This is a genomic window from Lysobacter soli (assembly GCF_009755585.1).
Classification (GTDB): Bacteria; Pseudomonadota; Gammaproteobacteria; order Xanthomonadales; family Xanthomonadaceae; genus Lysobacter_J; species Lysobacter_J soli.
In genome coordinates, this window is sequence record NZ_CP046603.1 from 1,251,774 (window position 1) to 1,276,557 (window position 24,784).

General features: G+C 67.8%; 18 protein-coding genes. 7 read left to right on the plus strand and 11 right to left on the minus strand.

Translation table 11 applies throughout. From position 1 onward, the window contains the following. Positions 1–5 precede the first annotated feature (5 nt). From GOY17_RS05835 to trxA, 8 genes are all read right to left on the minus strand, one after another. The gene (locus GOY17_RS05835) at positions 6–776 is read right to left on the minus strand and encodes a murein L,D-transpeptidase catalytic domain family protein (protein ID WP_157029666.1); all 771 of its coding nucleotides are present in this window, start codon (positions 774–776) and stop codon (positions 6–8) included. Between the two features lie 592 nt (positions 777–1,368). After that, on the minus strand, positions 1,369–3,195 hold the full coding sequence (locus tag GOY17_RS05840; protein WP_157029667.1) for a DUF885 domain-containing protein: 1,827 nt from the start codon (positions 3,193–3,195) through the stop codon (positions 1,369–1,371). Positions 3,196–3,355: 160 nt separating this feature from the next. Beyond that, entirely contained in the window at positions 3,356–5,182 is a 1,827-nt protein-coding gene (locus GOY17_RS05845) for a DUF885 domain-containing protein (RefSeq protein ID WP_157029668.1), read from the minus strand. A 267-nt stretch (positions 5,183–5,449) separates the two neighbouring features. After that, a complete protein-coding gene (locus tag GOY17_RS05850) occupies positions 5,450–6,223 on the minus strand; it encodes a queuosine precursor transporter (RefSeq protein ID WP_157031613.1) in 774 nt (257 codons plus the stop codon). 72 nt (positions 6,224–6,295) lie between these two features. Next, positions 6,296–7,006 carry a DUF502 domain-containing protein gene (locus GOY17_RS05855; protein WP_115840870.1) on the minus strand — a complete coding sequence of 237 codons (711 nt, stop codon included), beginning with the start codon at positions 7,004–7,006 and terminating at the stop codon, positions 6,296–6,298. 80 nt (positions 7,007–7,086) lie between these two features. Further along, positions 7,087–9,093, minus strand: coding sequence for a bifunctional serine/threonine-protein kinase/formylglycine-generating enzyme family protein (locus GOY17_RS05860; protein WP_115840869.1), 2,007 nt, complete (start codon positions 9,091–9,093; stop codon positions 7,087–7,089). Between the two features lie 173 nt (positions 9,094–9,266). Further along, positions 9,267–9,737 (minus strand): DUF4442 domain-containing protein, encoded by a 471-nt coding sequence (locus GOY17_RS05865; protein ID WP_157029669.1) that lies wholly within the window; start codon positions 9,735–9,737, stop codon positions 9,267–9,269. A gap of 76 nt (positions 9,738–9,813) precedes the next feature. Further along, a complete protein-coding gene (gene trxA, locus GOY17_RS05870; protein WP_157029670.1) occupies positions 9,814–10,698 on the minus strand; it encodes a thioredoxin in 885 nt (294 codons plus the stop codon). A 101-nt stretch (positions 10,699–10,799) separates the two neighbouring features. Between trxA and GOY17_RS05875 the strand changes: the two genes are divergently transcribed. Beyond that, a complete protein-coding gene (locus GOY17_RS05875) occupies positions 10,800–11,420 on the plus strand; it encodes a DUF998 domain-containing protein (protein WP_157029671.1) in 621 nt (206 codons plus the stop codon). A gap of 42 nt (positions 11,421–11,462) precedes the next feature. On the opposite strand, the gene GOY17_RS05880 is transcribed toward GOY17_RS05875, so the two are convergent. Next, positions 11,463–12,785: a metal-dependent hydrolase family protein gene (locus GOY17_RS05880; RefSeq protein ID WP_181902676.1), complete on the minus strand. Its 1,323-nt coding sequence runs from the start codon at positions 12,783–12,785 to the stop codon at positions 11,463–11,465. Positions 12,786–12,965: 180 nt separating this feature from the next. On the opposite strand from GOY17_RS05880, the gene leuS reads away from it, so the two are divergent. From leuS to rsfS, 5 genes are all read left to right on the plus strand, one after another. Next, positions 12,966–15,731, plus strand: coding sequence for a leucine--tRNA ligase (gene leuS, locus GOY17_RS05885; protein WP_157029672.1), 2,766 nt, complete (start codon positions 12,966–12,968; stop codon positions 15,729–15,731). Between the two features lie 262 nt (positions 15,732–15,993). After that, complete coding sequence (locus GOY17_RS05890) at positions 15,994–16,569, plus strand: LPS-assembly lipoprotein LptE (RefSeq protein ID WP_157029673.1); 576 nt, start codon at positions 15,994–15,996, stop codon at positions 16,567–16,569. Beyond that, positions 16,569–17,636, plus strand: coding sequence for a DNA polymerase III subunit delta (holA, locus tag GOY17_RS05895; RefSeq protein ID WP_157029674.1), 1,068 nt, complete (start codon positions 16,569–16,571; stop codon positions 17,634–17,636). The genes GOY17_RS05890 and holA overlap by 1 nt, the downstream gene beginning before the upstream one ends. Positions 17,637–17,647: 11 nt before the next feature. Beyond that, a complete protein-coding gene (nadD, locus tag GOY17_RS05900) occupies positions 17,648–18,325 on the plus strand; it encodes a nicotinate-nucleotide adenylyltransferase (protein ID WP_157029675.1) in 678 nt (225 codons plus the stop codon). Between the two features lie 39 nt (positions 18,326–18,364). After that, entirely contained in the window at positions 18,365–18,793 is a 429-nt protein-coding gene (gene rsfS, locus GOY17_RS05905; RefSeq protein WP_157029676.1) for a ribosome silencing factor, read from the plus strand. 102 nt (positions 18,794–18,895) lie between these two features. On the opposite strand, the gene GOY17_RS05910 is transcribed toward rsfS, so the two are convergent. Beyond that, the gene (locus tag GOY17_RS05910) at positions 18,896–20,446 is read right to left on the minus strand and encodes an alkaline phosphatase PhoX (protein WP_157029677.1); all 1,551 of its coding nucleotides are present in this window, start codon (positions 20,444–20,446) and stop codon (positions 18,896–18,898) included. A gap of 130 nt (positions 20,447–20,576) precedes the next feature. On the opposite strand from GOY17_RS05910, the gene rlmH reads away from it, so the two are divergent. Then, on the plus strand, positions 20,577–21,047 hold the full coding sequence (rlmH, locus tag GOY17_RS05915) for a 23S rRNA (pseudouridine(1915)-N(3))-methyltransferase RlmH (RefSeq protein ID WP_115841042.1): 471 nt from the start codon (positions 20,577–20,579) through the stop codon (positions 21,045–21,047). Between the two features lie 86 nt (positions 21,048–21,133). Here rlmH and GOY17_RS05920 read toward each other — a convergent pair whose 3' ends face one another. Then, the gene (locus GOY17_RS05920) at positions 21,134–24,646 is read right to left on the minus strand and encodes an autotransporter outer membrane beta-barrel domain-containing protein (protein WP_157029678.1); all 3,513 of its coding nucleotides are present in this window, start codon (positions 24,644–24,646) and stop codon (positions 21,134–21,136) included. Between the last annotated feature and the right edge of the window lie 138 nt (positions 24,647–24,784).

Here is a 24,784-nt window from a genome sequence, read left to right on the forward strand (position 1 = left end):
CGCGGTCATCCCGACGTGGACGTCATCGCCTTGGGCTCGCGTGCAAGCGTCTTGCGCGCCGAGGGGCACTTGAGCAACGCCGAGCGCGTCAGCCAGGCCTGGTCGGGGTAATACGAAAAGACGAACTGGCCGTCCTTCAACAGGTCGATCATCGGCTTCGCAACGGCGCTGCGCACCGCGGGACATCCCCAACTGCGGCCCAGTCGTCCCATGCGCTGGCCCTGGGTTGGATCGACGTACGGCGCGCCATGCATGACGATCGCACGCGCCATCGCCGCATCGTTCACGCCGGGCTCCAGCCCGCGCATGCGCAGCGAGTAGCCGTTCTTGCCCGTGTAGGTGTCGGCCGTGACGAACAGGCCGAGGCTCGACTGGTGGCTGCCGTCGAGATTGGAGAAACGCGTCGCCATGTTCTCGCCCGAACCCTGTCCGTGCGCAACGACTTCCTCGTAGAGCAGGCGGCCGGCCGCAAGGTCGAACACCCATAGCCGCGGCTTCAGCGATGGTCGGCTGTAGTCAATGACGGCGAGGCGGCGCGCGCCCGCGCCGACGCCGCTCGCCTGTGCGCATTGCATTGCCGAAACGGCGAGTTCGAGCACTTTCGGGTTTGCAGCGGGCGCGAGCCGCGAAAGCCACACGCCTCCAGGCTGAAGACTGGGTTGCACCGTCGGTGCCGATGCCATCGTGTCGGATGACGCATGGCGGCCAGCCCCCGCTCCGAAGGGCGCACACAACAGGACGGCGGTAACGGCGAGAAGGCGCGGCAGGACGGGCATGGCAGATCACGGGTGCGAGGCCGGCGCGTCGTCCGGCGGGGCACCCGGAGCATCAGCCGCCCAGGCGCAGGAATGTCGAAATATAAGGGGCGAGGGCGGGTTCACAACCCGGGTCGCGTCTGTGCGTCCCGCTCGTTCAGGTCCGCGGCGAACTGCTGCCAGCGATGGAACGATGGCCGGCTGCGACGCCGGATCAGGCGGCATGCATATGCAATTCGACGTGGCGGCCCGGCCGCGCGCGGGGCCGCGCTCGCTCTAAGTGATGAGCGCCCGTCGCTGTCGCCCGTGCGACCACGCTCGTCCAGGCCGTTAATGACGACGCTTCGTGGCAAGCCGGCGCATGCGCGGAATACGACGCTGTAAGACGTGCTGGCGTATCGAACAAGCAAGTCACTGGATTCCCGCCTGCGCGGGAATGACGAGCAAAAGAAGCTCGCTCGCGCTTGCCAACGGGTCCTGTGCGCGTGTCTACCCCGACACGCAGACTCCCCGACGAGCGTAAACAGAAAGGCCGGACCCGAGGGCCCGGCCTTTCCAGTTTGGTACTCGCGATATCGAACTCGCGATGTTCGAACTCGCGATCGGCCGGAAATCAGCCCTTCTTGCTCGCGATCCAGCGATCGATCTTCTGCTCCAGCACGGCCAGCGGCACGGCGCCATCCTTGAGCACTTCGTTGTGGAACTCGCGGACGTCGAACTTGGCGCCCAGTTCCTTCTCGGCCTTCGCGCGCAGTTCCTTGATCTTGAGCTCGCCGATCTTGTACGCCAGCGCCTGGCCCGGCCAGGCGATGTAACGCTCGGCTTCGGCGATGGCGGTGGTGTCGCTGACCGCGGAGTTCTCCTTCATGTACGAAATGACCTGGTCGCGCGTCCAGCCCTTGCTGTGCAGGCCGGTGTCGGTGACCAGGCGGATCGCACGCCACAGCTCGTTCTGCAGGTAACCGAAGTAGCTGTACGGATCGGTGTACACGCCCAGGTCCTTGCCCAGCGATTCGGCGTACAGGCCCCAGCCTTCGGCGAACGCGCTCTGGATGCTCCAGCGACGGAACGCCGGCATGTCCTTCAGCTCGATCTGCGTGGCGATCTGGAAGTGGTGGCCCGGGATCGCCTCATGCAGGTACAGGTCTTCGGCGTCCCAGATCTTGCGCGAGGGCAGGTCGTAGGTGTTGACGTAGAAGATGCCCGGACGCGTGCCGTCCTCGCTCGGCGGGTAGTACTGGCCGCCGGCCGCCGACTTCTCGCGGAACGGCTCGACCGGACGGATCTCGAACGGCGACTTCGGGATCACCGAGAACTGCGTCGGCACCTTCTCGTTGATCTTCGCTTCCAGGCCGCGGTAGTACTTCAGCAGCTCGTCCTGGCTCTTGAACTCGAACTTCTTGTCCGTCTGCACGTACTTGAAGAAGTCCTGCAGCGAGCCCTTGAAGCCCACTTCCGTCATCACCTTCTGCATCTCGCCGTGGATGCGCGCGACTTCGTCCAGGCCGATCTGGTGGATCTGCGCCGGCGTGAGGTCGGTGGTGGTGCTCTGCTTGGCGTTGAAGGCGTACCACGCCTGGCCGTTGGGCAGCTTGTCCAGGCCGAAGGTGTCGCGCGTCTTGGGCAGGTATTCGTCGTTCACGAACGCGCGCAGCTTCTTGTACGCCGGCATCAGCTGCTCGGCGATCATCTTGCGGTAGGCGTCCGTCAGGCGCGTCCTGTCGGCGTCGCTGAATTCCTTGGGCATGTTGGTGATCGGGCCCCAGAAGAGCGTGTCTTCCGGCTTGTCCTTGATCAGCGCATCCAGCTGCGGGACGACCTTCTCCATCAGCACCTTCGGCTGCACGACGCCGGCGGCGATGCCCTGCTTCATGTTGGCGATCTCGGTGTCGAACAGCACCGGAATGCGCGCGCCACGGGCGAGCCAGTTGTCGTAGTCCTGCACGGTCTTGAACGGCTGCGCGCCGCCGCCCGAACCGAACTGCACGGCCAGGCTGGCGGTGCTGTCCATCTGGTTGACGGGCGTCATCCATGCGGGGAACTGGGAGGAGTCGATCTGGTCCTTCGCGTCCTTGGTGAAGATCTCGTAGTTCAGCAGGTCCTGGCCGGTGAGGCCTTCCGAACCGACGCCTTCGACCTTCGCCAGCCAGTCCTGCAGGAACTTCTTGGATTCATCGCGATACTGCTGCGAACCAAAGTCCGGCAGTTCGGCGTTGTAGCGCGTGTCGCCGGTGAAGGTCGCCAGCACCGGGTTGCGCTTGAGGTACGCGTCCCAGAACTCGACGTAGAGCTTGTTGAGCTGGTCGGCGCGGGCCTGCGCGCTCTGCGCGGTTTGTGCAGCGGCGGGCTTGTCGGTCGCGGCGGTGTCGGGGGCGGGCTTGGAGCAGCCGGCGATCGCGGCGGTGACGGAGAGGGCGAGCAACAGCGGGCGGAGCTTCATGCGTTTCTCCTGGTGGATGGTGTGCGTCGGGCCGGTTCAGGGCGGGCACCGTGCGGAGCGTAAGGCGGGCGGGCTACGGGAGCAAAGTTCCCGTTGCGGTTTTGCTCGACTGGCGTTTGTAGCCCGGCTGAGCGGAGCCGGGCTACGAAGTCGTTCGGCGTCAGCTCTTCTTCGCCTCGATCCAGCGATCGATCTTGCCTTCGAGGATCTCCAGCGGCACCGAGCCGTCCTTCAGCACTTCGGCGTGGAATTCGCGAACGTCGAACTTGTCGCCCAGCGCCTTCTCGGCCTTCGCGCGGACCTGCTTGATCTTCAGCTCGCCCATCTTGTACGCCAGCGCCTGGCCGGGGATGGCCATGTAACGCTCGGCTTCGGCGGTGGACTGCGTTTCGCTCTCCGCGGAGTTGTCGAGCATGTACTTGATCACCTGCTCGCGCGTCCAGCCCTTGCTGTGCAGGCCGGTATCGACGACCAGGCGGATCGCGCGCCACAGCTCGTTCTGCAGGTAACCGAAGTACGAGTACGGGTCGGTGTAGACGCCCAGATCCTTGCCGAGCGATTCGGCGTACAGGCCCCAGCCTTCGCTGAAGGCGATCTCGCTGCCGAAGCGGCGGAACTTCGGCAGGCCCGTCAGCTCCTGCTGCAGCGCGAGCTGGAAGTGATGGCCCGGGATCGCCTCGTGCAGGTACAGGTCTTCTGCGTCCCACGTCTTGCGCGTCGGCAGGTCGTAGGTGTTGACGTAGAACACGCCCGGACGCGAACCGTCCTGGCTCGGGCGCATGTACGAACCGCCGGCCGCGGACTGCGCGCGGAACGGCTCGACCGGGCGGATCTCGAACGCCGCCTTCGGAATCAGCGAGAACTGCTCGGGGATCTTCTGGTTGATCTTGTCTTCCAGTCCGCGGTAGTACGCCAGCAGCGCCGGTTCATCGGCGAAGGTGAAACGCGGGTCGTCCTGCATGAACCTGAAGAAGTCCTGCATCGAACCCTTGAAGCCGACCTGCTTCATCACGCCCTCGATCTGGCCGTGGATGCGCTTCACCTCATCCAGTCCGATCTGGTGGATCTGCGCCGGCGTGAGGTCGGTCGTCGTCGAGTTGCGTGCGTTGAACGCGTACCACGCCGCGCCGCCCGGCAGCGCGTCCAGGCCGGAGGTCGCGCGCGTCTTCGGCAGGTATTCGTCGGCGACGAACGTGCGCAGTTCGCGATACGCCGGCATCAGCTTCGTTTCGATGAGCTGCTTGTACTGCGCGGTGAGGCGCTTCCGGTCGGCGTCGCTGAAATCGGCCGGGAAGTTCTTGATCGGGCCCCAGAACAGCGTGTCCTCGGCCTTGTCCTTGATCAGCGCGTCCAGCTGCGGAATCACCTTCACCATCAGCGCGCGCGGCTGCACGACGCCGTTCTTCACGCCTTCGCGCGAGTTGGCGATCGCCTGATCGAACAGCACCGGCGCCTGCGCGGCGCGCTTGAGCCAGTTGTCGTAATCCTTGACCGTCTTGAACGGCTGCGCGCCGGTGCCGGAGCCCAGCTGCACGAACGTCGCGGCGAAGTTGTAGAACTGGTTGATCGGCTGCTGCCAGGTCGGGAACTTTTCCGCCTCCAGCGAATCCTCGCGATCGCGCACGAAGATCTCGTAACTCAGCAGGTCCTGCCCGCTCAGGCCATCGCTGCCGACGTCCTTCACCTGCTTCAGCCAGCGCGTGTTGAACTCGTGCTGCTGCTGGCGGTACTGCGCCGACATCGTGTTCGGCAACTGGTCGTTGTAACGGTTGTCGCCCTGGAACGTGGCCTGCAGCGGGTTGGCGCGCAGCAGCTCTTCCCAGTACTGCTCGTACATCGCGTTGAGGCGCGTGGCCTTGGCGTTCTGGGTCGTGGTCGCCGCGGCGGGCGCCTGCACGAACGCGGCGGAGGGCAGGGCGACGGCGGTGCCCAGGATCAGGGCGATGGCGAGCGGCAGGCGGAACGACGGGCGCGCAGGATGCGGCATGGGAACAAATCCGGGTTGACGGCGACCTCGAAGGCTCGCCCGCCGGCTCGGGGGGCGGCATGGGCCGAAGGTCATGCGGACGCGGCGTCCGTCGCGTTTTGCGGAGCGCTCGCGCAGCGGTGTCGACCAGCGCGCCCGAAGAAAAGTCGTCATTCCCGCGCAGGCGGGAAGCCAGCGTGCAGGCGTATCACGCTTGCCGAAAGCGTGGTGGTTCGGAAGGTTGGATCCCCGCCTGCGCGGGGATGACGCACACGGGTATGCCGCGTACTACGCCGCCGCCTGCTCGCGCAGTTCGTGCGCGCGCTTCTCGCCGAGGTAACGGATGATCCCCGCGCGCACCACGTAGATCAGCGGGATCAGCGCCACGGCGGCCAGCATCTTGTACGCGTAGTTCACCGTACTCACCGCGAGGAACAGCGACGTCGGCCACTTCTGCGGGCCCAGCACGAAGGCGATGTAGAGCACGACGAAGCTATCGACCAGTTGCGACACCGCGGTCGAGCCCGTCGCGCGCAGCCACACGTGCTTCTCGCCGGTGACGCTGCGGATGCGATGGAACACCGCCACGTCGATCAGCTGGCCGATGATGAAGGCGACCAGCGAACCGGCGATCGTCCACATGCCCTGGCCGAACACCGCCGCGAACGCCGCCTGGTAATCGGCCACGCCCTGCGCCTGCGCGGCCTTCACCCACCAGTCGGCGGGTGCGAGCGCGATCGCCGCGAAGGCGAAGAGGAAGCCGTACACGATCAGCCCGGCGGCGAGGTACGAAATCATCCGCACGCCGCGACGGCCGAAGAACTCGTTGATGACGTCGGTCATCAGGAACACCACCGGCCAGAGCAGCGTGCCGGCGGTGAAGCTCAGCGAGCCCGACTGACCGAACAGGTTCCACTGCAGAGGCTCGATGCCTAGGGTGTCTTCCAGCGCGAAGATCTTCACGCCAATGAATTCGGCCAGCACCGCGTTCACGCAGAAGAACGCGGCGAGGATGATGAACAACCGCACCGCGCGATCGTCGAGCGTGCGCGCGACGGCCACGGGCGGAACGGATGCGGGCACGGATTGGCTCACTGCGCTTTCCCCTTGGCGCGGTTTACGTGGTCTGCCGGCTTACGGCGATTTTTCCACCGCAGAGGGTGGCGAGAACGGAATCGTGTCCGGCGCGACGGCGCCGCCGGAAATGATGAAGCTCATCGCCTGGTCCACGCTCCAGTCGGTCGGCGTGATCTTCTCCACCGGCACGATCTCGAGGTAGCCCGACGTCGGATTCGGCGTGGTCGGCACGTACACCGCGGCCAGTTCGCGCCCGGTGCCGTGTTCGCGGATCACGCGCGTGACGAAACCAATCGACTTCATTTCCTTGTGCGGGAAATCCACCAGCACCACGCGCTGCGTGCCGTCGGGCTTGGTCTGCAGGATGTCCAGCAGCTGGCGCGCGCTCGAATACACGATGCTCGCCAGCGGAATGCGCTGGATCAGCGCCTCGAACCAGCGCAGCAGGCGCTGGCCGATCACGCGGCGCGCCATCACGCCGGCGAACAGGATCACCGCGAGCGTCGCCAGCAGCGCGAGCACCGTGCGGACCCACGGTTCGTCGAGCCACGCCAGCTGTCGGTTGGTGTTGGCGAGGTTCTCCAGCACCGGGCCGATCAGCGGCGCGCTGATGTCCGACAGCATCACGAACACGAACTTGACCACGACCCACGTCAGCCAGATCGGCAGCAGGGTCAACAGGCCCGTGAGGAAGAGCTTCTGCAGGCTCGGCTTGGGCGCCGCGGGCCGGATCGGCGCGGCGGCGGGGGAGTCGGGGGAGTTCGGCATGGCGCGGATTGTAAGACCGAACGGGCGGGCCTTCGCGGGCCATTCGTTGCGCCGCGTGGCGGCACCACCTGCGCGGGCTCTCAGCGCTCGCGGACGAGCCGGAAGCCCACGTCGTCGTAGCCGCGCGACGCGGGCAGCGTGCGTTCTTCCTGGCGGCTGCGCCACGAATTGCCCGCCACCTGGCGTTGCTGGCAGTTCTGGCCGCAGTCACGCAGCCACAGCGAGACCGCGCGGCCGTCCATGTCAGCCGGCGTCTGCGTGATTTCCTCTGCGCTGGGCAGACGGTAGCGTCGACCAGTCTGCGCGCTGTACCACTGCGCGTACGCCTGCGCATCTTCCAGCGAGATGCACACCACCGGATCGTTTTCGCCCTGCTTGAAGCCGGGCTGCTGCCAGTCGCGCGGATCGAGCATGCGCAGCAGCGACGCGCGTTCGCGGCACAGCGCCGGTTCGCGCCCGTTGGCGGCGGCGAAGCGCGCGTATTCGCGGCGGCTCACCGGCCGCGGCGTGAGCGCCACGCTGACCTTCGCGCTGCTTTGCGAAGCGGTGTCGAGCGTCGCGCCGCGCGCCAGGCCCTTCGGCAACGCCTTCGCCTGCGCGAGCAGGCGCGCGTCGAACTTGCGCGGCAGTTCCATCTTGTCGGCCAGCGCGGTGAGGCGCTGCACGTCGGCGCCGTCGCGACGCTTCACCGACTGCTGCAGGCGCGCTTCGAGTGCGGCTCCGGTGGCGTCGCGCAGCTTCTGCTGCGCCGGCGAGTTCGCCGTGCCGGTCTGCTGGCCCAGTGCGATCGCGCGCGAATGCAGGTCGAGCGCGCGCTCGTCCTTCCCGTCTTTCACCGCGCGCACGATGTGTTCGGAGAAGGCGCCGGTGAGCTGCTCGATGGCGGCGGCGACATCGGGATGCGTGCTGTCGGTGTGCCACGCGAGCAGCACGCTGTCGAACGCATTGGCGTCCTGCGGCTCGGTCAGTCGGCCGCGCGCGATCTGCTGGCGGGCGTCTTCGAGCGCGTGCTGCAGCGGTGCCTCGGGCAGCGGTTGCAGCATCGCAGCGGTCGGATCGGCCGACGGCGTCGCGTTCGGAGCGGTGGCGATCGGCGCGACGGGCGTCGCCGGCGGCGTTTCGTCGCCACGGTCGAAACTGAAGGCGAGCACGACCAGCGTCACCGCCGTCACGCCGACGGTCGCCCACACCGGCATCGCCCAGCGCTGCGTGGGGCGCAGGCGTCGCAATGTTTCCAGTGCGGGCGTCCAGGGCTTGCGCTGCTGCACGGCGCGGACGGCGTCGGCCATCTGCGCGGCGTCCTGGAAGCGGCTTGCCGCCTGCTTCGCGAGGCCGCGGTTCATGAAGCGCTGCCAGTGGCGCAGGTGATGCGGCAGTTTCGGGATCGGATCCTGCGCGTGCATCACCGCCATCGACAGCGCATCGGCCGCTTCGAACGGAAGACGCCCGGTGAGCATTTCCCACAGCAGCACCGCCATGCTGTACAGGTCGGCGCGGCCGTCCACGTCCTCGCCGCGCGCCTGTTCCGGTGCCATGTACGCGGTGCTGCCGACGGCAAGGCCGGCGGTGGTCACGCGCGGTCCGAACCCGCGGCGCAGCGCGATGCCGAAGTCGGCCAGCAGCACGCGCTCGCTTTCGTCGAACAGGACGTTCTCGGCCTTCACGTCGCGGTGCACGACGCCGCGCGAGTGCGCGTAGTCCAGCGCCGACAGCAACGTCAGCGCGATGTCGATCGCACGCGGTTCGTTCTTGCTCAGGTCGCGCTGGCCGAGGTGGCCGCGCGGGAGGTAGGGCATCGCGTAGTAGGGCAGGCCGTCGTAGGTGCGGCCGACTTCGAAGATGCCGACGATGTTGGGATGTTCCAGCCGCGCGATCGTGCGCACTTCGTTCTCGAAGCGGCGACGGCTGACTTCGTCGGCGAGTGCGACAGGCAGCATGACCTTGATCGCCACCTCGCGTTGCAGCGCGAGCTGGTGACCCAGGTATACGGTCGACATGCCACCGTGGTTGATCACCTTGTGCAGGCGATAACCGGCGATTTCCGGCAATGGCGATGCGTTGTCGTTGTTGCCTGCAGAACCGGACATCGCGGCCCCCTGTCGCGAAGCAGGAGCATACGCCGAGAGAGGGGAAAGCTCACGACGTGCGCATCACAACCACCATGTGCGCAAGGTCGTTGCCGCGGCGTGATGACGCGCAGCGTCAGTTTTTGCCGAACAGCCCTGTTTTTACGGGCATTTTTGGGCGTTTTGTGCCGCGGTCACTCTGCGTCGCCGTTCTCGCGGTGCGCCGGTTTGCGCCGGACGTACAGCTGCTTGCGCACGCGCGCGACGACGTCGCCGCTGGCGTCGGTGATATCGGTGTCAAACCATCGCAACGTTTTTTCACCGTTCGCGGTGGCCGCGCGCAGTTCGTCGAGGACGTCGTCGCGCAGGCGGAAATCCGCATGCACCGTGCCGCGGCCGGGCTTCACGAATTCGATCTCGCCGGCCTTGTCCCAGACCCAGTATTCGCGCCCCAGCGACTGCATGGTGAGCAGCATCCAGAACGGGTCGGTCATCGCGAAGAGGCTGCCGCCGAAGTGCGTGCCGACGTAGTTCCGGTTCCAGGGCCGCATGCGCAGCTCGACGTGCGCATGGTGGTAATCGGCGGTGATGGCGGTGACGTGGATGCCGCTGAAGAGGAACGGCGGCCAGAGGTTCAGGCCGCGACGCAGGACGCTGGCTTTCATTCGACGGGCTGTGCGTAGGGGACGCACAGCCTGCCATACGGATGCGTATTGATCCAGCCGTGGGGCGGCTACCCGCTCAGAACAGCAGCGAGGACATCTTGCGGCGGTACTGGCCGACGAGGTCTTCGTCCTCGACGACCCGGAAGGCATCGATCAGCGCCTTGCGAGGCAGGCCGTCCTCGTAGGCCTTGTCGCGACGGAGCATCTCGATGAACTGCTCCAGACCCGCCTGCGCGTCGCCGTCGACGATCTTCAGCGCGCCGAGCAGGTGGCGGGCGCGCAGGTCGTCCGGATTGCTGGCGATGGCCGCTTCGAGCACCTCCGCCGGCGGCGCGTCCTTCAGCAGGGCGGCGAAGCCCAGCCGCGAGCGGGCGCGGACGGTCCGGTCGTCGGTGGCGAGGTTCGCCGGCAGGGCGTCGAGCAGCTGCTCGGCTTCCTGCGCGGCGCCGGTGCGGAGCAGGGCGAGGGCGAGGTCGAGCTTGAGTTCGGCGTTGTCCGGCGCGGCGTCGGACTCGTGGCGAAGACGCACGACTTCGGCGTGCAGGTCGACGGGGGCGGCCTCGGCCTCAGGCGCGGCGTCGTCGTCGGCGGCCGCGTCAGCCGGCTGGATGCCGTGGTGGGTCAGGAACTCGCGCAGCTGGCCCTCGGGCAGCGCGCCCGGGAAACCGTCGACCAGTTGGCCGTCCTTCACCAGGAACACGGTCGGGATCGAGCGGACCTGGAACGCCCCGGCGAGCTGCTGTTCCTTGTCGACGTCGACCTTCGCCAGGCGGAAGGCGCCGTGGTAGTCGGCGGCCAGCTTCTCCAGGATCGGTCCGAGCGTCTTGCACGGCCCACACCATTCGGCCCAGAAATCCACCAGGACCGGCACCTGCATCGATTTCTGCAGGACTTCGGCCTCGAAATTGTCGGCGGTGGCGTCGAAGACGTGGGCGTTGGCGGTAGCGTCGGAAATCGTCATTCGGAAGGCTCGCGGGCTCGTTCGGCGATGCTGGGGAAATGGGGGCGGCGCCTGCGTCTGCCAAGCAGGCGCGGAGCGGGTCGTCACGCTAGCATGCCGGCATGAACCGTCCGACCGTCCCGTCCCCGGCTTCGTTCGACCGTCACGCCGGCTGGCTCGCCGCCGCATGCTGCGCGATCGCGGTGGCGGGCTTCGCGGCCACGCACGCCGCGTTCTCGCATGCGCAGCACCCGCTGGGGTTGCTCGGCGCGGCCGACGTCCCCGGCGCTTCGGCGTTCAACCTGCTGGGCTTCATCGCCCCGGGGCTGCTGGCCGCGTGGGTATTCGTTCGACTGCGGGCGCGATTGCCGGTCGGTGCCGCGCGCTGGGCGGGAATCGGTTGCTGGATGCTGGCGCTGTCGGCGCTGGCCTTCGCCGCGCAGGGCGTGTGGCGGCTGGATCCGGCCGACCTCGACGGTCCCATCAGCCAACGCCACGCGACGATGTGGCTGCTGTGGTGGCTGGCGTTCGCGGCGGGCGCGCTCGTGCTGGGCGCCGGCCTGCTGCGCGATCGCATCTGGCGCGGCGTGTCGATCGCGTTCGTCATCGCCGGCACGGTCGTGGTGCTGCTCAACGCGTTTCCGGTGTTCGCCGGGCCGATCGCGCAGCGCGTCGTGCTGCTCGCGTGGCTGGTGTGCGTCGTCGTGGCGTCCCGGAGCGGCGGCGTGATCCGCATCGCCTGACGCCGCGGCCCTCCCCGGCACGAGCCGGAGAGGGCGCGAGGATCAGGCTTCCGGCGTGCGAAACACCGCGCCGTCCTTCATCACGAAGTCGACCTTCATCACCTGCTGGATGTCTTCCAGCGGATTGCCCGGCACGGCGACGATATCGGCGCGCTTGCCGACTTCGATCACGCCCTGGTCGTCGACGCCGAGCACTTCGGCGGCGCGGATCGTGGCGGCCTGGAACGCCACCGGCGCCGGGATTCCCGCTTCGACCATGTAGATGAACTCGCGCGCGTTGTCGCCGTGCGGGCCCACGCCCATGTCCGTGCCGAAGGCGATCTTCACGCCGTTCTTGTAGGCGTTGGCGGCGGTCTGCTGGATCAGTGCGCCGATGCGCTGCGCCTTCGGGCGCACGACATCGGGGAAGTAGCCGTCGATCTTCGCCTTGTCGGCGACGAAACGACCGGCGTAGATCGTCGGCACGTACCAGGTGCCGTGCTGCTTCATGAGCTTCATCACCTCGTCGCTCATGTAGGTGCCGTGCTCGATCGACGTCACGCCGCCGAGCACAGCGCGCTTCATGCCTTCCTCGCCGTGCGCGTGCGCGGCGACCCGATAGCCGTAGTCCTTCGCGGTGTCGACGATGGCCTTCACTTCCTCGACGGTGAACTGCGGCGCATCGCCGGACTTCGCGTACGACAGCACGCCGCCGGTCGCGGTGATCTTGATGACGTCGCTGCCTTCCTTGTAGCGCTGGCGCACGGCCTGGCGCGCGTCGTCGATGGAGTTGATGACGCCTTCGGTCGGACCCGGCGGGCCGATCAGGTGCGAGAGCGCGTCGTTGTAGCCGTTGGTGGGATCGGCGTGGCCGCCGGTGGTCGCGATCGACTTGCCCGCCGCCCAGATGCGCGGGCCGGACACCAGGCCCTGGTTGATCGCGTCGCGCAGGTGCGGGCTGACTTCGCCGCCGAGGTCGCGCACGCTGGTGAAGCCGGCCATCAGCGTCTTCTTCGCGTAATCGACCGAACGGAAGGCGTAATCGACATCGTCGAGGCGGAAGCCTTCGGAATAGCTCTGCGGGCTCGACTGGCTGCCCAGGTGCACGTGCAGGTCGGTCCAGCCGGGCATGCAGGTGTGGCCGCTCAGGTCCACGCGCGTGGCGCCGGCGACGTCCGCACTGGCGCCACCGATGACCTGTTCGATCTTGCCGTTGCGCACCAGCAGCGTCTGCGGCCCGGTGAGTTTGCCGGATCGGGCGTCGAAGACCTGGCCGCACTGGAGCGCCTGCGCGGCGTCCTTCGCGGGCGCGGCGGTCTGGGCCTCTGCGTGGACTGGAATGCTGGCGATGGCGGCAAGCAAGGCAAGGCTGAGCGGCTTGAGCACGTACGACTCCCCGTGTGGTTTCGATCCCCTGGAACCGTCGATTGAAGCACACGGGCGCGGGCGCGAAGGAGACCTGCGGCGCAGCTTCCGGCGCCAAGCGCAGGCCGCGCCGGCCTCGCGTGGCGGGCCTTGCTGCGCTGCGGTAGGCTTGGCGGTTCTTTCCCCCGCCTTCCGAACGCCGTGTCCGCCGAAGCCGCAAACGAAACCCGCCCCTACGACCCGCAGGCCATCGAGGGCGATGCGCAACGCTTCTGGGAGGGCACGCGCGCCTTCGAGGTGAACGAGGCGTCGGACAAGCCCAAGTATTACTGCCTGTCGATGCTGCCGTATCCGTCGGGTGCGCTGCACATGGGCCACGTGCGCAACTACACCATCGGCGACGTCATCAGCCGCTACAAGCGCATGACCGGCCACAACGTCCTGCAGCCGATGGGCTGGGACGCCTTCGGCCTCCCGGCCGAGAACGCCGCGATCAAGAACAGGACCGCGCCGGCGAAGTGGACCTACGCCAACATCGCGCACATGAAGGCGCAGCTGCAGCAGATGGGCTACGCCATCGACTGGTCGCGCGAGTTCGCAACCTGCCAGCCGTCGTACTACGTGCACGAGCAGCGCATGTTCGTGCGCCTGATGAAGCAGGGCCTGGCGTACCGCAAGAATTCCGTCGTGAACTGGGATCCGGTCGACCAGACCGTGCTGGCCAACGAGCAGGTGATCGACGGCCGCGGCTGGCGCACCGGCGCGCTGGTGGAAAAGCGCGAGATCCCGCAGTGGTTCCTCAAGATCACCGACTACGCGCAGGAACTGCTCGACGGCCTGGACGCGCTGCCCGGCTGGCCGGATGCGGTCAAGACGATGCAGCGCAACTGGATCGGCCGCAGCGAAGGCCTGGAAATCCGCTTCGATGTGGTCGACGGCGACGGCAACGCGTTTGATCCGCTGCACGTGTTCACCACGCGCCCGGACACGCTGATGGGCGTGACGTTCGTGTCGATCGCCGGCGAGCATCCGCTCGCGCGTCTGGCCGCAGAAAAGGATGCCGAACTCGCCGCGTTCCTCGACGACCTGAAGAAGGGCGGTGTCACCGAAGCCGAGCTGGAAACGCAGGAAAAGCGCGGCCGCTACACCGGTCTGAGCGCGATCCACCCGATCACCGGCGAGAACATGCCGGTCTACGTCGCCAACTTCGTGCTGATGAACTACGGCACCGGCGCGGTGATGGCGGTGCCGGGCCACGACGAACGCGACTGGGAATTCGCGCGCAAGTATTCGCTGCCGGTGCGCATGGTGATCGTGCCGCCGGAAGTGCGCGACGCGGTGAACGAGATCGCCGGCGACCTCGCCAAGCACGAGGACGCGATGAGCAGCGCGCTCGGCGAAGGCGCATCGGCCGACGTGTACGGCACGACGGCCGCGGTGCAGGTCGTCAAGGAATTCGAACGTCGCATCCAGGAAGAGGGCGCGTACACCGAACGCGGCTGGCTGGTGAATTCGGGCGAATTCGACGGCATGGATTTCCAGCAGGCGCTGGACGCGTTCGCCACGCGTTTCGAAGCCGACGGTCGCGGCCAGCGTCGCGTGAACTACCGCCTGCGCGACTGGGGCGTGAGCCGCCAGCGTTACTGGGGCTGCCCGATTCCCGTCATCCTGTGCGGCAAGTGCGGCGACGTGCCGGTGCCGGAAGACCAGCTGCCGGTCGTGCTGCCGGAAGACGTCGCGTTCTCCGGCGTCACCTCGCCGATCAAGTCCGACCCCGAATGGCGCAAGACCACCTGCCCGCAATGCGGTGGCGCGGCCGAGCGCGAAACCGACACCTTCGACACCTTCATGGAGTCGAGCTGGTACTACGCTCGTTACACCTCGCCGGGCGCGCAGCAGCAGGTCGACGAGCGCGCGAAGTACTGGACCCCGGTGGACCAGTACATCGGCGGCATCGAGCACGCGATCCTGCACCTGCTGTATTTCCGCTTCTACCACAAGCTCATGCGCGACCAGGGCCTGGTCAACAGCGATGAGCCGGCGACGAACCTGCTGACGCAGGGCATGGTCATCGCCGAAACCTTCTATCGCGATCACGAAGACGGCTCGAAGGACTGGATCAACCCGGCCGATGTCGAGGTCATCCGCGACGAACGCGGCCGCATCACCGGCGCGACGCTGAAAGCCGACGGCAAGCCCGTCGTCATCGGCGGCACGGAAAAGATGTCGAAGTCGAAGAACAACGGCGTCGATCCGCAGCTGATGGTCGGCAAGTACGGCGCCGACACGGTGCGCCTGTTCTCGATGTTCGCCGCGCCGCCGGAGCAGTCGCTGGAGTGGAACGAAGCCGGTGTCGAAGGCATGGCGCGTTTCCTGCGCCGCTTCTGGCGCGAAGTGGTGACGCACGTGTCGCAGCCGGATCATCCCGATGTCGCATCGCTGCTCGCCGGCGGCGCGCAACTCGATGCCGCGCAGAAGACGTTGCGTCGTCAGCTGCACGAGACGATCCAGAAGGTCGGTGACGATTACGGCCGCCGCCACAGCTTCAACACCGCGATCGCCGCGCTGATGGAACTGCTCAACCACGTGTCGAAGTTCGACGACATGAGCGATGCCGGTCGCGCCGTGCGCCACGAAGCGTTGCAGGCGATGGTGCTGCTGCTCAATCCGGTGACGCCTCACGTCTGCCACGCGCTGTGGCAGGCGCTGGGTCACGCGGAAACGCTGCTGGAGGACGTGCCGTTCCCGGTCGCCGATCCCGCCGCGCTCACGCGCGACGCAGTGACGCTGGCGGTGCAGGTCAATGGCAAGCTGCGCGGTACGATCGAGGTGCCGGTGAACCTGGACAAGGCCGAAGTCGAGCGCCTCGCGCTGGCCGAACCGAACGTCGCCAAGTTCATGGAAGGCCTGACGGTGCGCAAGGTGATCGTGGTGCCGGGGAAGATCGTCAACGTGGTCGCGGGGTAGCCGCCTTCGGCGGCCTCCTGGCCGATCTGGTGCGCAGGTGCGGCTGCACCCGCGCACATCATCCCGGCGAAAGCCGGGACCCAGGCCAGGAGCGGTGCACATAGCGGCCCCCGGCCTGCGCCGTGATGGCGGGAACGTGATGGCGGACTCGGCAACGACGCCGAATTCCCCCTGCGCCGTAGACACTGCGCGTTCGCACGTGATGAATGAACCCGCCCGCCCGCGGCTTGCCCGCGCTGGCAGCCTCCTCCAGACTTCGCCCATGACCCTTCGTTCCCTGCTCAAGCGCGCCATCCCCGTCGCCCTCGCGTTGACCCTGACGGCCTGCGGCTTCCATCTGCGCAGCGCGCTGGTGCTGCCGCCGGATCTCGGTCCGGTCCGGGTCGTGTCCGTGGACCGCTACAGCCCGCTGGCCGAATCGCTCGCGCAGGCGCTCACGCGTGCCGGCGCCGTTCCCGCGACCGAGCGCACCACCGACGCCACCGTGCTCGACCTTATGGCCGAACAGTGGGGCGATCGCCCGATCAGCCTGGACGAACTCGGCCGCGCGCAGGAGTACTCACTGCGCTACGCGGTCACGTTCGAACTGCGTCGCCCCGATGGCACGGCCATCGTCCCGCGCCAGACGATCGAGCTGGCGCGCGATTACGTGTCCAACCCCGTGCAGGCCATCGGTACCGAAGGCGAGCGAGAGATCCTGCAGGGCGAAATGCGTCGCGAAATGGTCGCCTCCGTGTTGCGCCGCCTCGACGCGGTGGCGCGCCACGCCACGACCGCGGCCGCCGCCGCGCCGACCGAAGTCACTCCGCCGCCGACCTCGGACACGACCACGCCCTGATGGAACTGCGTCCGGAGCAACTCGTCGCGCAGCTTGGCCTCGACCGGCCCGAGCCCGCCGCGCTGCATCCGGCGTACCTGATCGCCGGCCCCGAGCCGCTGCGCGTCCTCGAAGCCGCCGACGCGGTGCGCACCGCCGCGCGCCGGGCCGGCATCGCCGAACGCGAGGTGTTCGAGGCCGAAGGCAACCAGCGCGAACCCGACTGGAATGCGTTGTCGGCGACGTTCCGTGCGCCGAGCCTGTTCGCCAGCCGCCGCCTCGTCGAACTGCGCCTGCCCAGCGGCAAGCCGGGCAAGGAAGGCGCGGAAGTCATCGCCGATTTCTGCGCCGATCCACCGCAGGACGTCACGCTGCTGATCACCGCCGGCGAGTGGAGCAAGCAGCACGGCGGCAAGTGGAGCGAGGCGATCGGGCGTATCGGCCAGGTCGCCATCGCGTGGCAGGTCAAGCCGCACGAGCTGACCGACTGGATCGAGAAGCGCCTGCGCGCGCGCGGCCTGCGCGCCGAACACGATGCCGTGCAGAGCCTTGCCGAGCGTGTCGAAGGCAACCTGCTCGCGGCCGCGCAGGAGATCGACAAGCTCGCGCTGCTGTCCGACGGACAGACGCTGGATCGCGAACGCATGGCGCAGCTCGTCGCCGATGCGGCGCGCTACGACGTGTTCCGCCTCGTCGATGCGGCGATGAACGGGCAGGGCGCGCAGGTGTCGCGCATGCTCGCTGGACTTCGCGCCGAAGGCGAAGCCGTGCCGGGACTGCTCGGCATGATCGTGATGGAACTGCAGCGCGCCGCCGCGCTCGCCCGCGTGCAGGCACGCGGCGGCAATCTCGCCTCGGAATTCAAGGCGCAGCGCATCTGGGATTCAAAGCAGCCGATGTACAAGCGTGCGCTGGCGCGTCATGCGTCGCCGCGCTGGGACGCGTTCGTCGCCGAAGCCGGCCGCGTCGACCGCATTGCCAAGGGTCGCCCGCGTTACGGCGAAGAACCCGTCGATGCGTGGCTGGCGCTCGAACGCCTGCTGCTCGCCGTGGCCGAACCGCGCGCGGCGCGCCTGCTGGTCTGCTGACGCCACGGCGCATGAGCCTGCGCGTTTACTACGGCGGAACCTTCGATCCGGTGCATGCGGGCCATCTTTCGGTCGCCTGTGAAGTGCGCGACGCGCTGGGCGCACAGGTCTTCCTCGTGCCAGCGGCCGATCCTCCCCACAAGGACGCCACGCACGCCGACGCCGAAGCGCGTGCGCGCATGCTCGACCTGGCCATCGCCGGCGAGCCGGGTCTGAAGGTCGATCGTCGCGAACTCCATCGCGACGGACCGTCGTACACCGTCGACACGCTGCGCGGGCTCCGTGCGGAACTCGGCCCTGAAATGCCGCTGGTATGGATGATCGGCGGCGATTCGCTGCTGCAGCTGAACACCTGGCACCGCTGGCGCGAGCTGTTCGACCTGGCCCACGTGCTGGTGGTCGCGCGGCCGGGATCGCACCTGGAGCCGGTCGCCGTCGCCGCGGCGGCGCCGGAGATCGAAGCCGGGATCGGGCCGCGTCGCCGCCCCGCCGAAAGCCTGAATGGCGCGCCGGCCGGCGGACTGGCCGTTTTCCCGCTGCATCGTGAACGCCCGGAGTCGTCCACCGAGCTCCGCCGTCGCATGGCCGCCGGCGAGCCGTGGGAGGCGGGCGTCCCGCCGGCCGTGGCCGAATACATCCGCCGCCATGGGCTGTACGGCGTCCGGGGCGTCACGCCGGCTTCGTTATAATCCCCGGGCACTGCAATCCCCCAAGAGAGCCATCGCCCCTTGAGTACCGAAGCGCAAGTCATCAAGACCCGCCTGCCCAACCCGCCGCCGCCGGTGGATGTCCTGCTGAAGACCGTGCATGCGGCCGTGGAGGAACTCAAGGCGCGCGACGTCACCGAAATCGACGTGCGCGGCAAGAGCAGCGTTACCGACTACATGGTCATCGCTTCGGGCACTTCGACCCGGCACGTGAAGTCCATCGCCGACGAAGTCGTCAAGTTCGCCAAGAACCTCGACGTCCAGCCGCTGGGCGTGGAAGGCGAGCGCGAGGCCGAGTGGGTGCTCGTCGACCTGGGCGACGTGGTGGTGCACGTGATGCTGCCGCGCGTGCGCGAGTTCTACGCCCTCGAGCGCCTGTGGACGGTCGGCGACCAGCCGCCGGAAGCGGAAGAGGACGAAGTCGAGACGGACGCCGAAGGGCGTTTCTGACGCCTCGCGTCCGTCACGCTTGAACGAGAACGGCGCCGCGAGGCGCCGTTCTCGTTTTTGCATGTGCCCCGCATGTTTCGCACATTCCGCGCGATGCGGCGTTCAGAGATGCCCGCGTTCCCACGGCCCGGTGATTGCGAACGTAATGCCCGGCGTCTGGATGTTCACGAACATCGTGCGGCTCCACGGATCCCAGCAGGCGCCGCAGAATTCGCTGTCGCGATAATCGCCTTCGGCGATCGTCTTGCCGGCGTTGCCGATCTGCGTGGACGTCAGCTCGATGTTGTTCTTGCAGAAGTAGAACGACTCGCCCTGGCGCGTGAGGCCGATGAGGCGCGCGCCGGGGCCGTATTCGTCCGGGCTCTCGCCGCCGTCCTCGCACAGCAGCACGCCACCGCGCGCGCTGACGGTGATGTTGTCGGGATTGTGCGCGGCGAGCTGGTTGCCGCTGACGAAGAGTGCGCGGATGCGCTGCGTCACCAGATCGAGCACCCACACCGAACCGTTGCCGCGACCGCGGCGTCCCTGATCGTCCACGCCGGTGCTGGTGTCGACGATGAACATCTTCCCGTAGCTGTGCCAGATGCCTTCGCCGCGGCTCATGCGCAGCGCGCCGTCGGCCCAGGCCTGCGCGAAAGGACCGCTGAGCGTTTCGCCCGCAGAGACATCGGGGAATCCAGCCGGCGCGACGATGCTGTCCAGGTCCGGATCGGCGATGTCGACCCAATCCAGGGCGTACTCGTCGCCGATCTTCGCCACCGTCAGGTCGGCATTGCGCTTGCCGCGCACACGCGCGGCCTGCAGGCGGCCGCCGTGTTCGAGCGAGCCGTAGCGGCCGGCGCGATCATTCGGGATGAAGCGGTACAGGCCGGCCTTGTTCCGGTCGTCCTCAGTGAGATAGACGATGCCGGTACGCGGATCGACCGCAACCGCTTCGTGGCTGAAACGGCCCAGGCCGACGAGCGGGCGACCGCTGGTGCGTTCGGCGTCGGCATGCACTTCGAACACGTAACCGTGCTTGCGGCCGGTGCTGGATGCAGCGTCGGTCTTGATCTCCTCGCAGCTCAGCCATGTGCCCCACGGCGTCGGACCGCCGGCGCAGTTGACCAGCGTGCCGCCGAGGCTCGCCTCGATGCCGTGCCATTCGCCGTTGCGATGCGTGAGCGTGGTCGTGCCGCCGCCCGCGCGCTGGCCGCCGCCGATGTCGCCGGTGTCGTACATGCCCGGCGCGTTGATCGGCGTAGCGCCGCCGCGTTCGTGGTTGCGGATCAGCACCAGCTCGTGGCCGTGCCCGTGTCCATTACCGCGGCCATCGCGATCGAAGCGACCGCGACCGGGTTTGCGCACCGCGACGACCGCCATGCCGTCGTGGCGATCGGGGCAGGGCTGGCCATCGCTCATCACGTCGCCCGACCAGCCGAAGGAGCGGTAGCTGAAACCGCGCGGCAGCTGCAGCAGCGGCAGCCCGGTGCTGCGATCGGCGACGGGGGCGAGCGGACCGTAGCGGCTCGGAATCGGCGACAGGCGGGTCGGATCGCCGCCGGCGAGCGCCTGGCGTGTGTACAACGCGCCGAGCGTGCCGATGGCGCCGACCGCCATCGCGGCGGCGCTGCCTTTGAGAACCTGGCGGCGGGAGGAACCGAATGCGTCCATCTGCATCTCCTGCGGGGCTGGGGGAAGCCCGAATGCTGGGAGCGCGGGATGGCGTTTCGATGACACGCGCGCGTCAACGCGGCGGATCGTGACGCAGCGCGGTTACCATCTCACCGATGGACGCGAAACCATGAAAGCCAAGTTGATCGCCGTGGGCGAACGCGCGCCGCGCTGGGTCGCCGAGGGCTTCGGCGAATACCAGAAGCGTTTGTCGCACTGGTTGCCGCTGGAGCTGGTGGAAGTCGAGCCCGGGCTGCGCGGCAAGGGTCGCGATGCCGTGCGCGCGATGCAGGACGAAGGTGCGCGCGTGATCGCCGCATTGCCGAAGAATGCACTGGTGGTGACGCTGGACGGGCGCGGCAAGCCGTGGTCCTCGGAACAGCTCGCGCAGCGGCTCGAACACTGGCGCGCGCAGGGGCGCGATCTTGCCTTCCTGATTGGCGGCCCTGAAGGCCACGCGCCGGACGTGATCGCGCGCGGCGACGAATCGTGGTCGCTCGGCCCGCTCACGTTGCCGCACATGCTGGTGCGCCTGGTCGCCGCAGAACAGCTGTATCGCGCGGCGGCGTTGCTGGCGAACCATCCCTACCATCGGGCGTAACGCCATCGCGCGAACGCGTCGCGCATCCGCAAGAAAGCCACCCCGATCGCTCGGGGTGGCTTCGATGCCGCTTCGGCAGTGGACGATTACCAGCGGTAGTTCAGGCCGAGCTGACCGGTCACGTCCCGATAATCGCGTGCGCCATACACCAGGCCCAGGTTGCCCCAGCCCATCCAGCCGCCGCCCAGCTGCGCCTGCAGGCCCAGCTTGGTTTCGTAGCGATCGCGCGGCCATTGCAGTTCGAGCGTGGTGTCATTGAACGACATCGCATTGCGGTCGTTGTCGTGCCACCAGTTCAGCGTGACGAACGGCTGCACGACGTTCTGCTGCGTGTTTGCCGCATGGCCGTAGAAGCGCACGCCAACACGCGTGGTCAGGCCGCCGGCTTCCACGTCGTCGACCCGCGTGCCGTTGCTTTCGCGGTGCTGCGATGCCGAGTAATCGGTGAAGATCGCCTGCGCCTGCGGTTCGATGAAGAAGCGCGTGTTGCCGCCGTCGTTGAGCGCGAAGGCATAGCCCGCTTCCATCGACGCCGCCCAGGTCGACGCGTTATAGCGCTCTTCGGCCAGGTAATCGCCCTGCACCTTGTTGTCGTATCGGCCGTATTGCAGCCAGCCGTCCAGGTAGAGGCCGCTAGCCGCGGTAGCGTCGGCGAACCAGGTGCCGTAGACGCCCAGGTTGTAGCCGATCACCTTGCCTTTGCTGCGCCAGTCGAGCAGCGACGAGGTCACGTCGGTATCCGCGCGACCGGTACCGCCCATGACGCCGAGGTGGAAGCGGCTGTCGTCGTTCCAGCGGGCGATCTCGCCGCCGATCTGCAGCACCGACACATCGGTGCCGGCGTCCAGCTGGCCTTCGCCCGTCGTGCCGTCCAGCTGATTGCGCACAACACGGACCCACGCGGCCGAGGTGCGGTCGTCATCGCCGCGCTTGCCGAGGTTCGCTTCGCCCATGCGATCGTGCATCGAATGCTCGAACATGCCGACCGACGCGGCCTGGTTGGCCAGGTATGCGGCGGGCTCGGGGCGGTAAAGCGGAGCAGCCGGAACGACCGGAGCGACAGGGGCGGGGCCGCCGGTTTCCGCCGGATCGGGCGCTGTCGGCGTAGGGTCGGTTTGCAGCGCGGAACGCAGGTACCAGTCCCCGTCGGCCGGTGTAGCGACCCCACCCTTGTAGAGCAGGTATTCGTACGCGCCGGCGCTCGCGCGACCGGCAAGCGTGAAGGTGCCGTTCGACGCGCCGTCGACCTGGACGACCTGGATGCCGTTGGCGGTCTGCGCACCGGTGCCGCCGGCGTTGTTGACGGTGACGTCGGTCGAGCCACCGGTATCGCCGTGGACGACGAGCTTGTCCGTAGCCGAAAAATCGCCGCCAAGCGCGGTGTTCAACGTGAGGCGGCCGGCCTCGCCGGCGTAGTTGCCATTGACAACTAGCTGCTTGAACGCGCCGCCGGCCGGCGCGGTGAATGCGATGGTTCCGCCGTTGTGCATCGAGGCGACGACCGAATTGCCGGTCAGCGTCCAGAGGCTCGTGGCGTCGAGGGTCGCATTGTTGGCGTTGAAGGCCGTTCCGGTAAGGATCGATCCATTACGCAGATTGAAGTCGAGAATGCCCCCAGGCAGTGCGGCGAGATCGCCTCCCGTCTGCACGTCGTCGAGATTCAGCGACAGTGCGGAGTTCGGATTGACCCGCGCCAGTACCCCGTTGTCGCTGGCGATCTGTACGCCGCTGGCAAGCGTCACGGTTCCGTTGCCGGAGACCGCGCCGACCGTGGCATCGGCGGAATGCAACGCACCGCCCGTCACCACGACGGTCGCCTCGGCATCCAGCGGCGACGGCGCGGCTTCGAAGCCGATCGCGTTCCGGCCCGCTTCGACCGTGGTGTTCGTCAGGGTTGCAGACGCTCCGCCGCTGAGTGCGACACCCGCTCCGTGCGCGCTGACGAGGGTGGAGTCCGTTGCCTCGAAAACCGCGCCAGGATAGTTAGCGTCGACCGTAGCCGCGACCGCGGCGTGGTTGTATGGCGAGGTGCCTTGGTTTTCGATTCGCGAGTCGCGCACGCGAACGGTACCGCCCGACAGTGCAGCCGCGCCCGCGGCGTCGCCATTTCCCGAGACCACGACCTGGACGTTGTCGCCTTCGACGACGCTGCCTGGCCGCCATGCCGACAGGCCGTCCGAGTTCTCGCCGTGCGTGGCGACACTGCTGTCGCGAATCGTGACGCGCCCTGCAGTGGAGGCGGATACGGCGGCCGCCGACACGCCGTCGGTGGTCACCGTGCCGCCGGCGACATCGACCCGGCTGCCTGCGCCGAACGCCGAGACGCCGATCGCGCCTGCGCCCGTTGTCGCGACGCGCACATCCTGCGCCGTCACGTTGCCACCCAGGTACGCGTCGAGTGCGTTGGCACGTTCGCCCGTCGTGGCGACGCTGCCGCCGGTCACTTCGATCCTGCTTTCCGGATCGAGCGCCGACACGCCGAACGACGACTTGCCCTGCGTGCTCACGGCAGAATCAACCAGGCGTGCGGATCCGGCGCCGTACGTCAAAACGCCATAGGCATCTTCGCCGGATGTCGCGATGGTCGCGCCCTGGGCCGCAATCGTCGCCTTGTTCGCGGCGACGACAGCGTCAGCGAGATAGCCGGACGTGGTCACGTCGGAGCCGTCGACGGAAACACGCGCCGCATCGTCGGCCACGATGCCGTTCGCGCGAGCGCCGCTTGTCGTGATGGTGGAGTTGCCGACGACGGCAGTGCTGCCGGTTCCGGTGGCGAATACACCCAGGCCGGATTCGCCGGAGGTGCGGATCGTGGTGTTTTCGGCTTCGACCGTGGCCCCGCTGCCGATGCCGATCGCGTTCGCGCTGAATCCTTCCGTTTCGATGGTGGCGTCGCGGATCGCGACTTTCGCGTTATTCACCGCGAGAACGCCCAAGGCGGTGGCACCGGCCGTGGAAATCTCGGTGCCGGAGATCTGCACGAGCGTGTCCGCATCCTGCGCCCACACGCCGTGCGCGTAATTGCCCAGCGTGCTCAGCGAGCCCCCATCGAGGTCGAGACGGCCGCCGTTCTGGACGATCGCACCCGCGATCGGCGCGTCGTTCGTGCCAGTCCCGCTCGCCAGGATGGCAACGTCGCTGGCCTCGATCGTCCCCGCGTCCGCCATCAATCCCGCGGCGAATGCGGCGCCGGTGCTCGTGACGCTGCCGCCGGAAAGACGGACCAGGCCGCCATCCGCGGCGGCGACGGCGATGCTGCCGTTTCCGCTGGCGCGCACCTTCGAGTTGCTCAGGTCGATCGTGCCGCCGGTGTACGCGAGCGCCGTCATCGTCTGGGCGCCCGCGGAACGGGCGTTCACGCCACTGCCGGTGATGCTTCCGCTCGTGACGGTACCGGGTGCGAGCTCACTGGCCGTCGCAAGCATCGCGATGCCGTCGGCACCGGTTTGCACGCCGGTGTCGAAGGACTGATTGCTGGCCTGCAGGTCTTCGCCGATGGCAATCAGCGAGGTAGCCTGGGAACTGACCGGTGCGGTGACGGTGATGGCGATATACAGCGCGAGCACGAGCGGGCGCTGCTTCGGTGAATGGAACTTCATTGACACTTCCTGGTGGAGTCGTAGCGGAGGGGCACGTCCGCACCGGAAGTGGTCAGACGTGCGCGGTGGTCGTCGTGTCCGGCGACCGGCCGCGCAGTCTGGAAGTCAATGTCGCGACGCGAAATGCGAAAAATCGCT

Excerpts from the sequence above, each read along its gene's own strand:
- GOY17_RS05840 (WP_157029667.1), bottom strand. The coding sequence starts at position 3,195 with ATGAAGCTCCGCCCGCTGTTGCTCGCCCTCTCCGTCACCGCCGCGATC.
- GOY17_RS05865 (WP_157029669.1), bottom strand. The coding sequence starts at position 9,737 with ATGAAAGCCAGCGTCCTGCGTCGCGGCCTGAACCTCTGGCCGCCGTTC.
- nadD (WP_157029675.1), top strand. The coding sequence starts at position 17,648 with ATGAGCCTGCGCGTTTACTACGGCGGAACCTTCGATCCGGTGCATGCG.
- GOY17_RS05920 (WP_157029678.1), bottom strand. The coding sequence starts at position 24,646 with ATGAAGTTCCATTCACCGAAGCAGCGCCCGCTCGTGCTCGCGCTGTAT.
- holA (WP_157029674.1), top strand. The coding sequence starts at position 16,569 with ATGGAACTGCGTCCGGAGCAACTCGTCGCGCAGCTTGGCCTCGACCGG.
- GOY17_RS05860 (WP_115840869.1), bottom strand. The coding sequence starts at position 9,093 with ATGTCCGGTTCTGCAGGCAACAACGACAACGCATCGCCATTGCCGGAA.
- GOY17_RS05835 (WP_157029666.1), bottom strand. The coding sequence starts at position 776 with ATGCCCGTCCTGCCGCGCCTTCTCGCCGTTACCGCCGTCCTGTTGTGT.
- GOY17_RS05890 (WP_157029673.1), top strand. The coding sequence starts at position 15,994 with ATGACCCTTCGTTCCCTGCTCAAGCGCGCCATCCCCGTCGCCCTCGCG.
- GOY17_RS05855 (WP_115840870.1), bottom strand. The coding sequence starts at position 7,006 with ATGCCGAACTCCCCCGACTCCCCCGCCGCCGCGCCGATCCGGCCCGCG.
- GOY17_RS05910 (WP_157029677.1), bottom strand. The coding sequence starts at position 20,446 with ATGGACGCATTCGGTTCCTCCCGCCGCCAGGTTCTCAAAGGCAGCGCC.
- GOY17_RS05845 (WP_157029668.1), bottom strand. The coding sequence starts at position 5,182 with ATGCCGCATCCTGCGCGCCCGTCGTTCCGCCTGCCGCTCGCCATCGCC.
- trxA (WP_157029670.1), bottom strand. The coding sequence starts at position 10,698 with ATGACGATTTCCGACGCTACCGCCAACGCCCACGTCTTCGACGCCACC.
- GOY17_RS05875 (WP_157029671.1), top strand. The coding sequence starts at position 10,800 with ATGAACCGTCCGACCGTCCCGTCCCCGGCTTCGTTCGACCGTCACGCC.
- rlmH (WP_115841042.1), top strand. The coding sequence starts at position 20,577 with ATGAAAGCCAAGTTGATCGCCGTGGGCGAACGCGCGCCGCGCTGGGTC.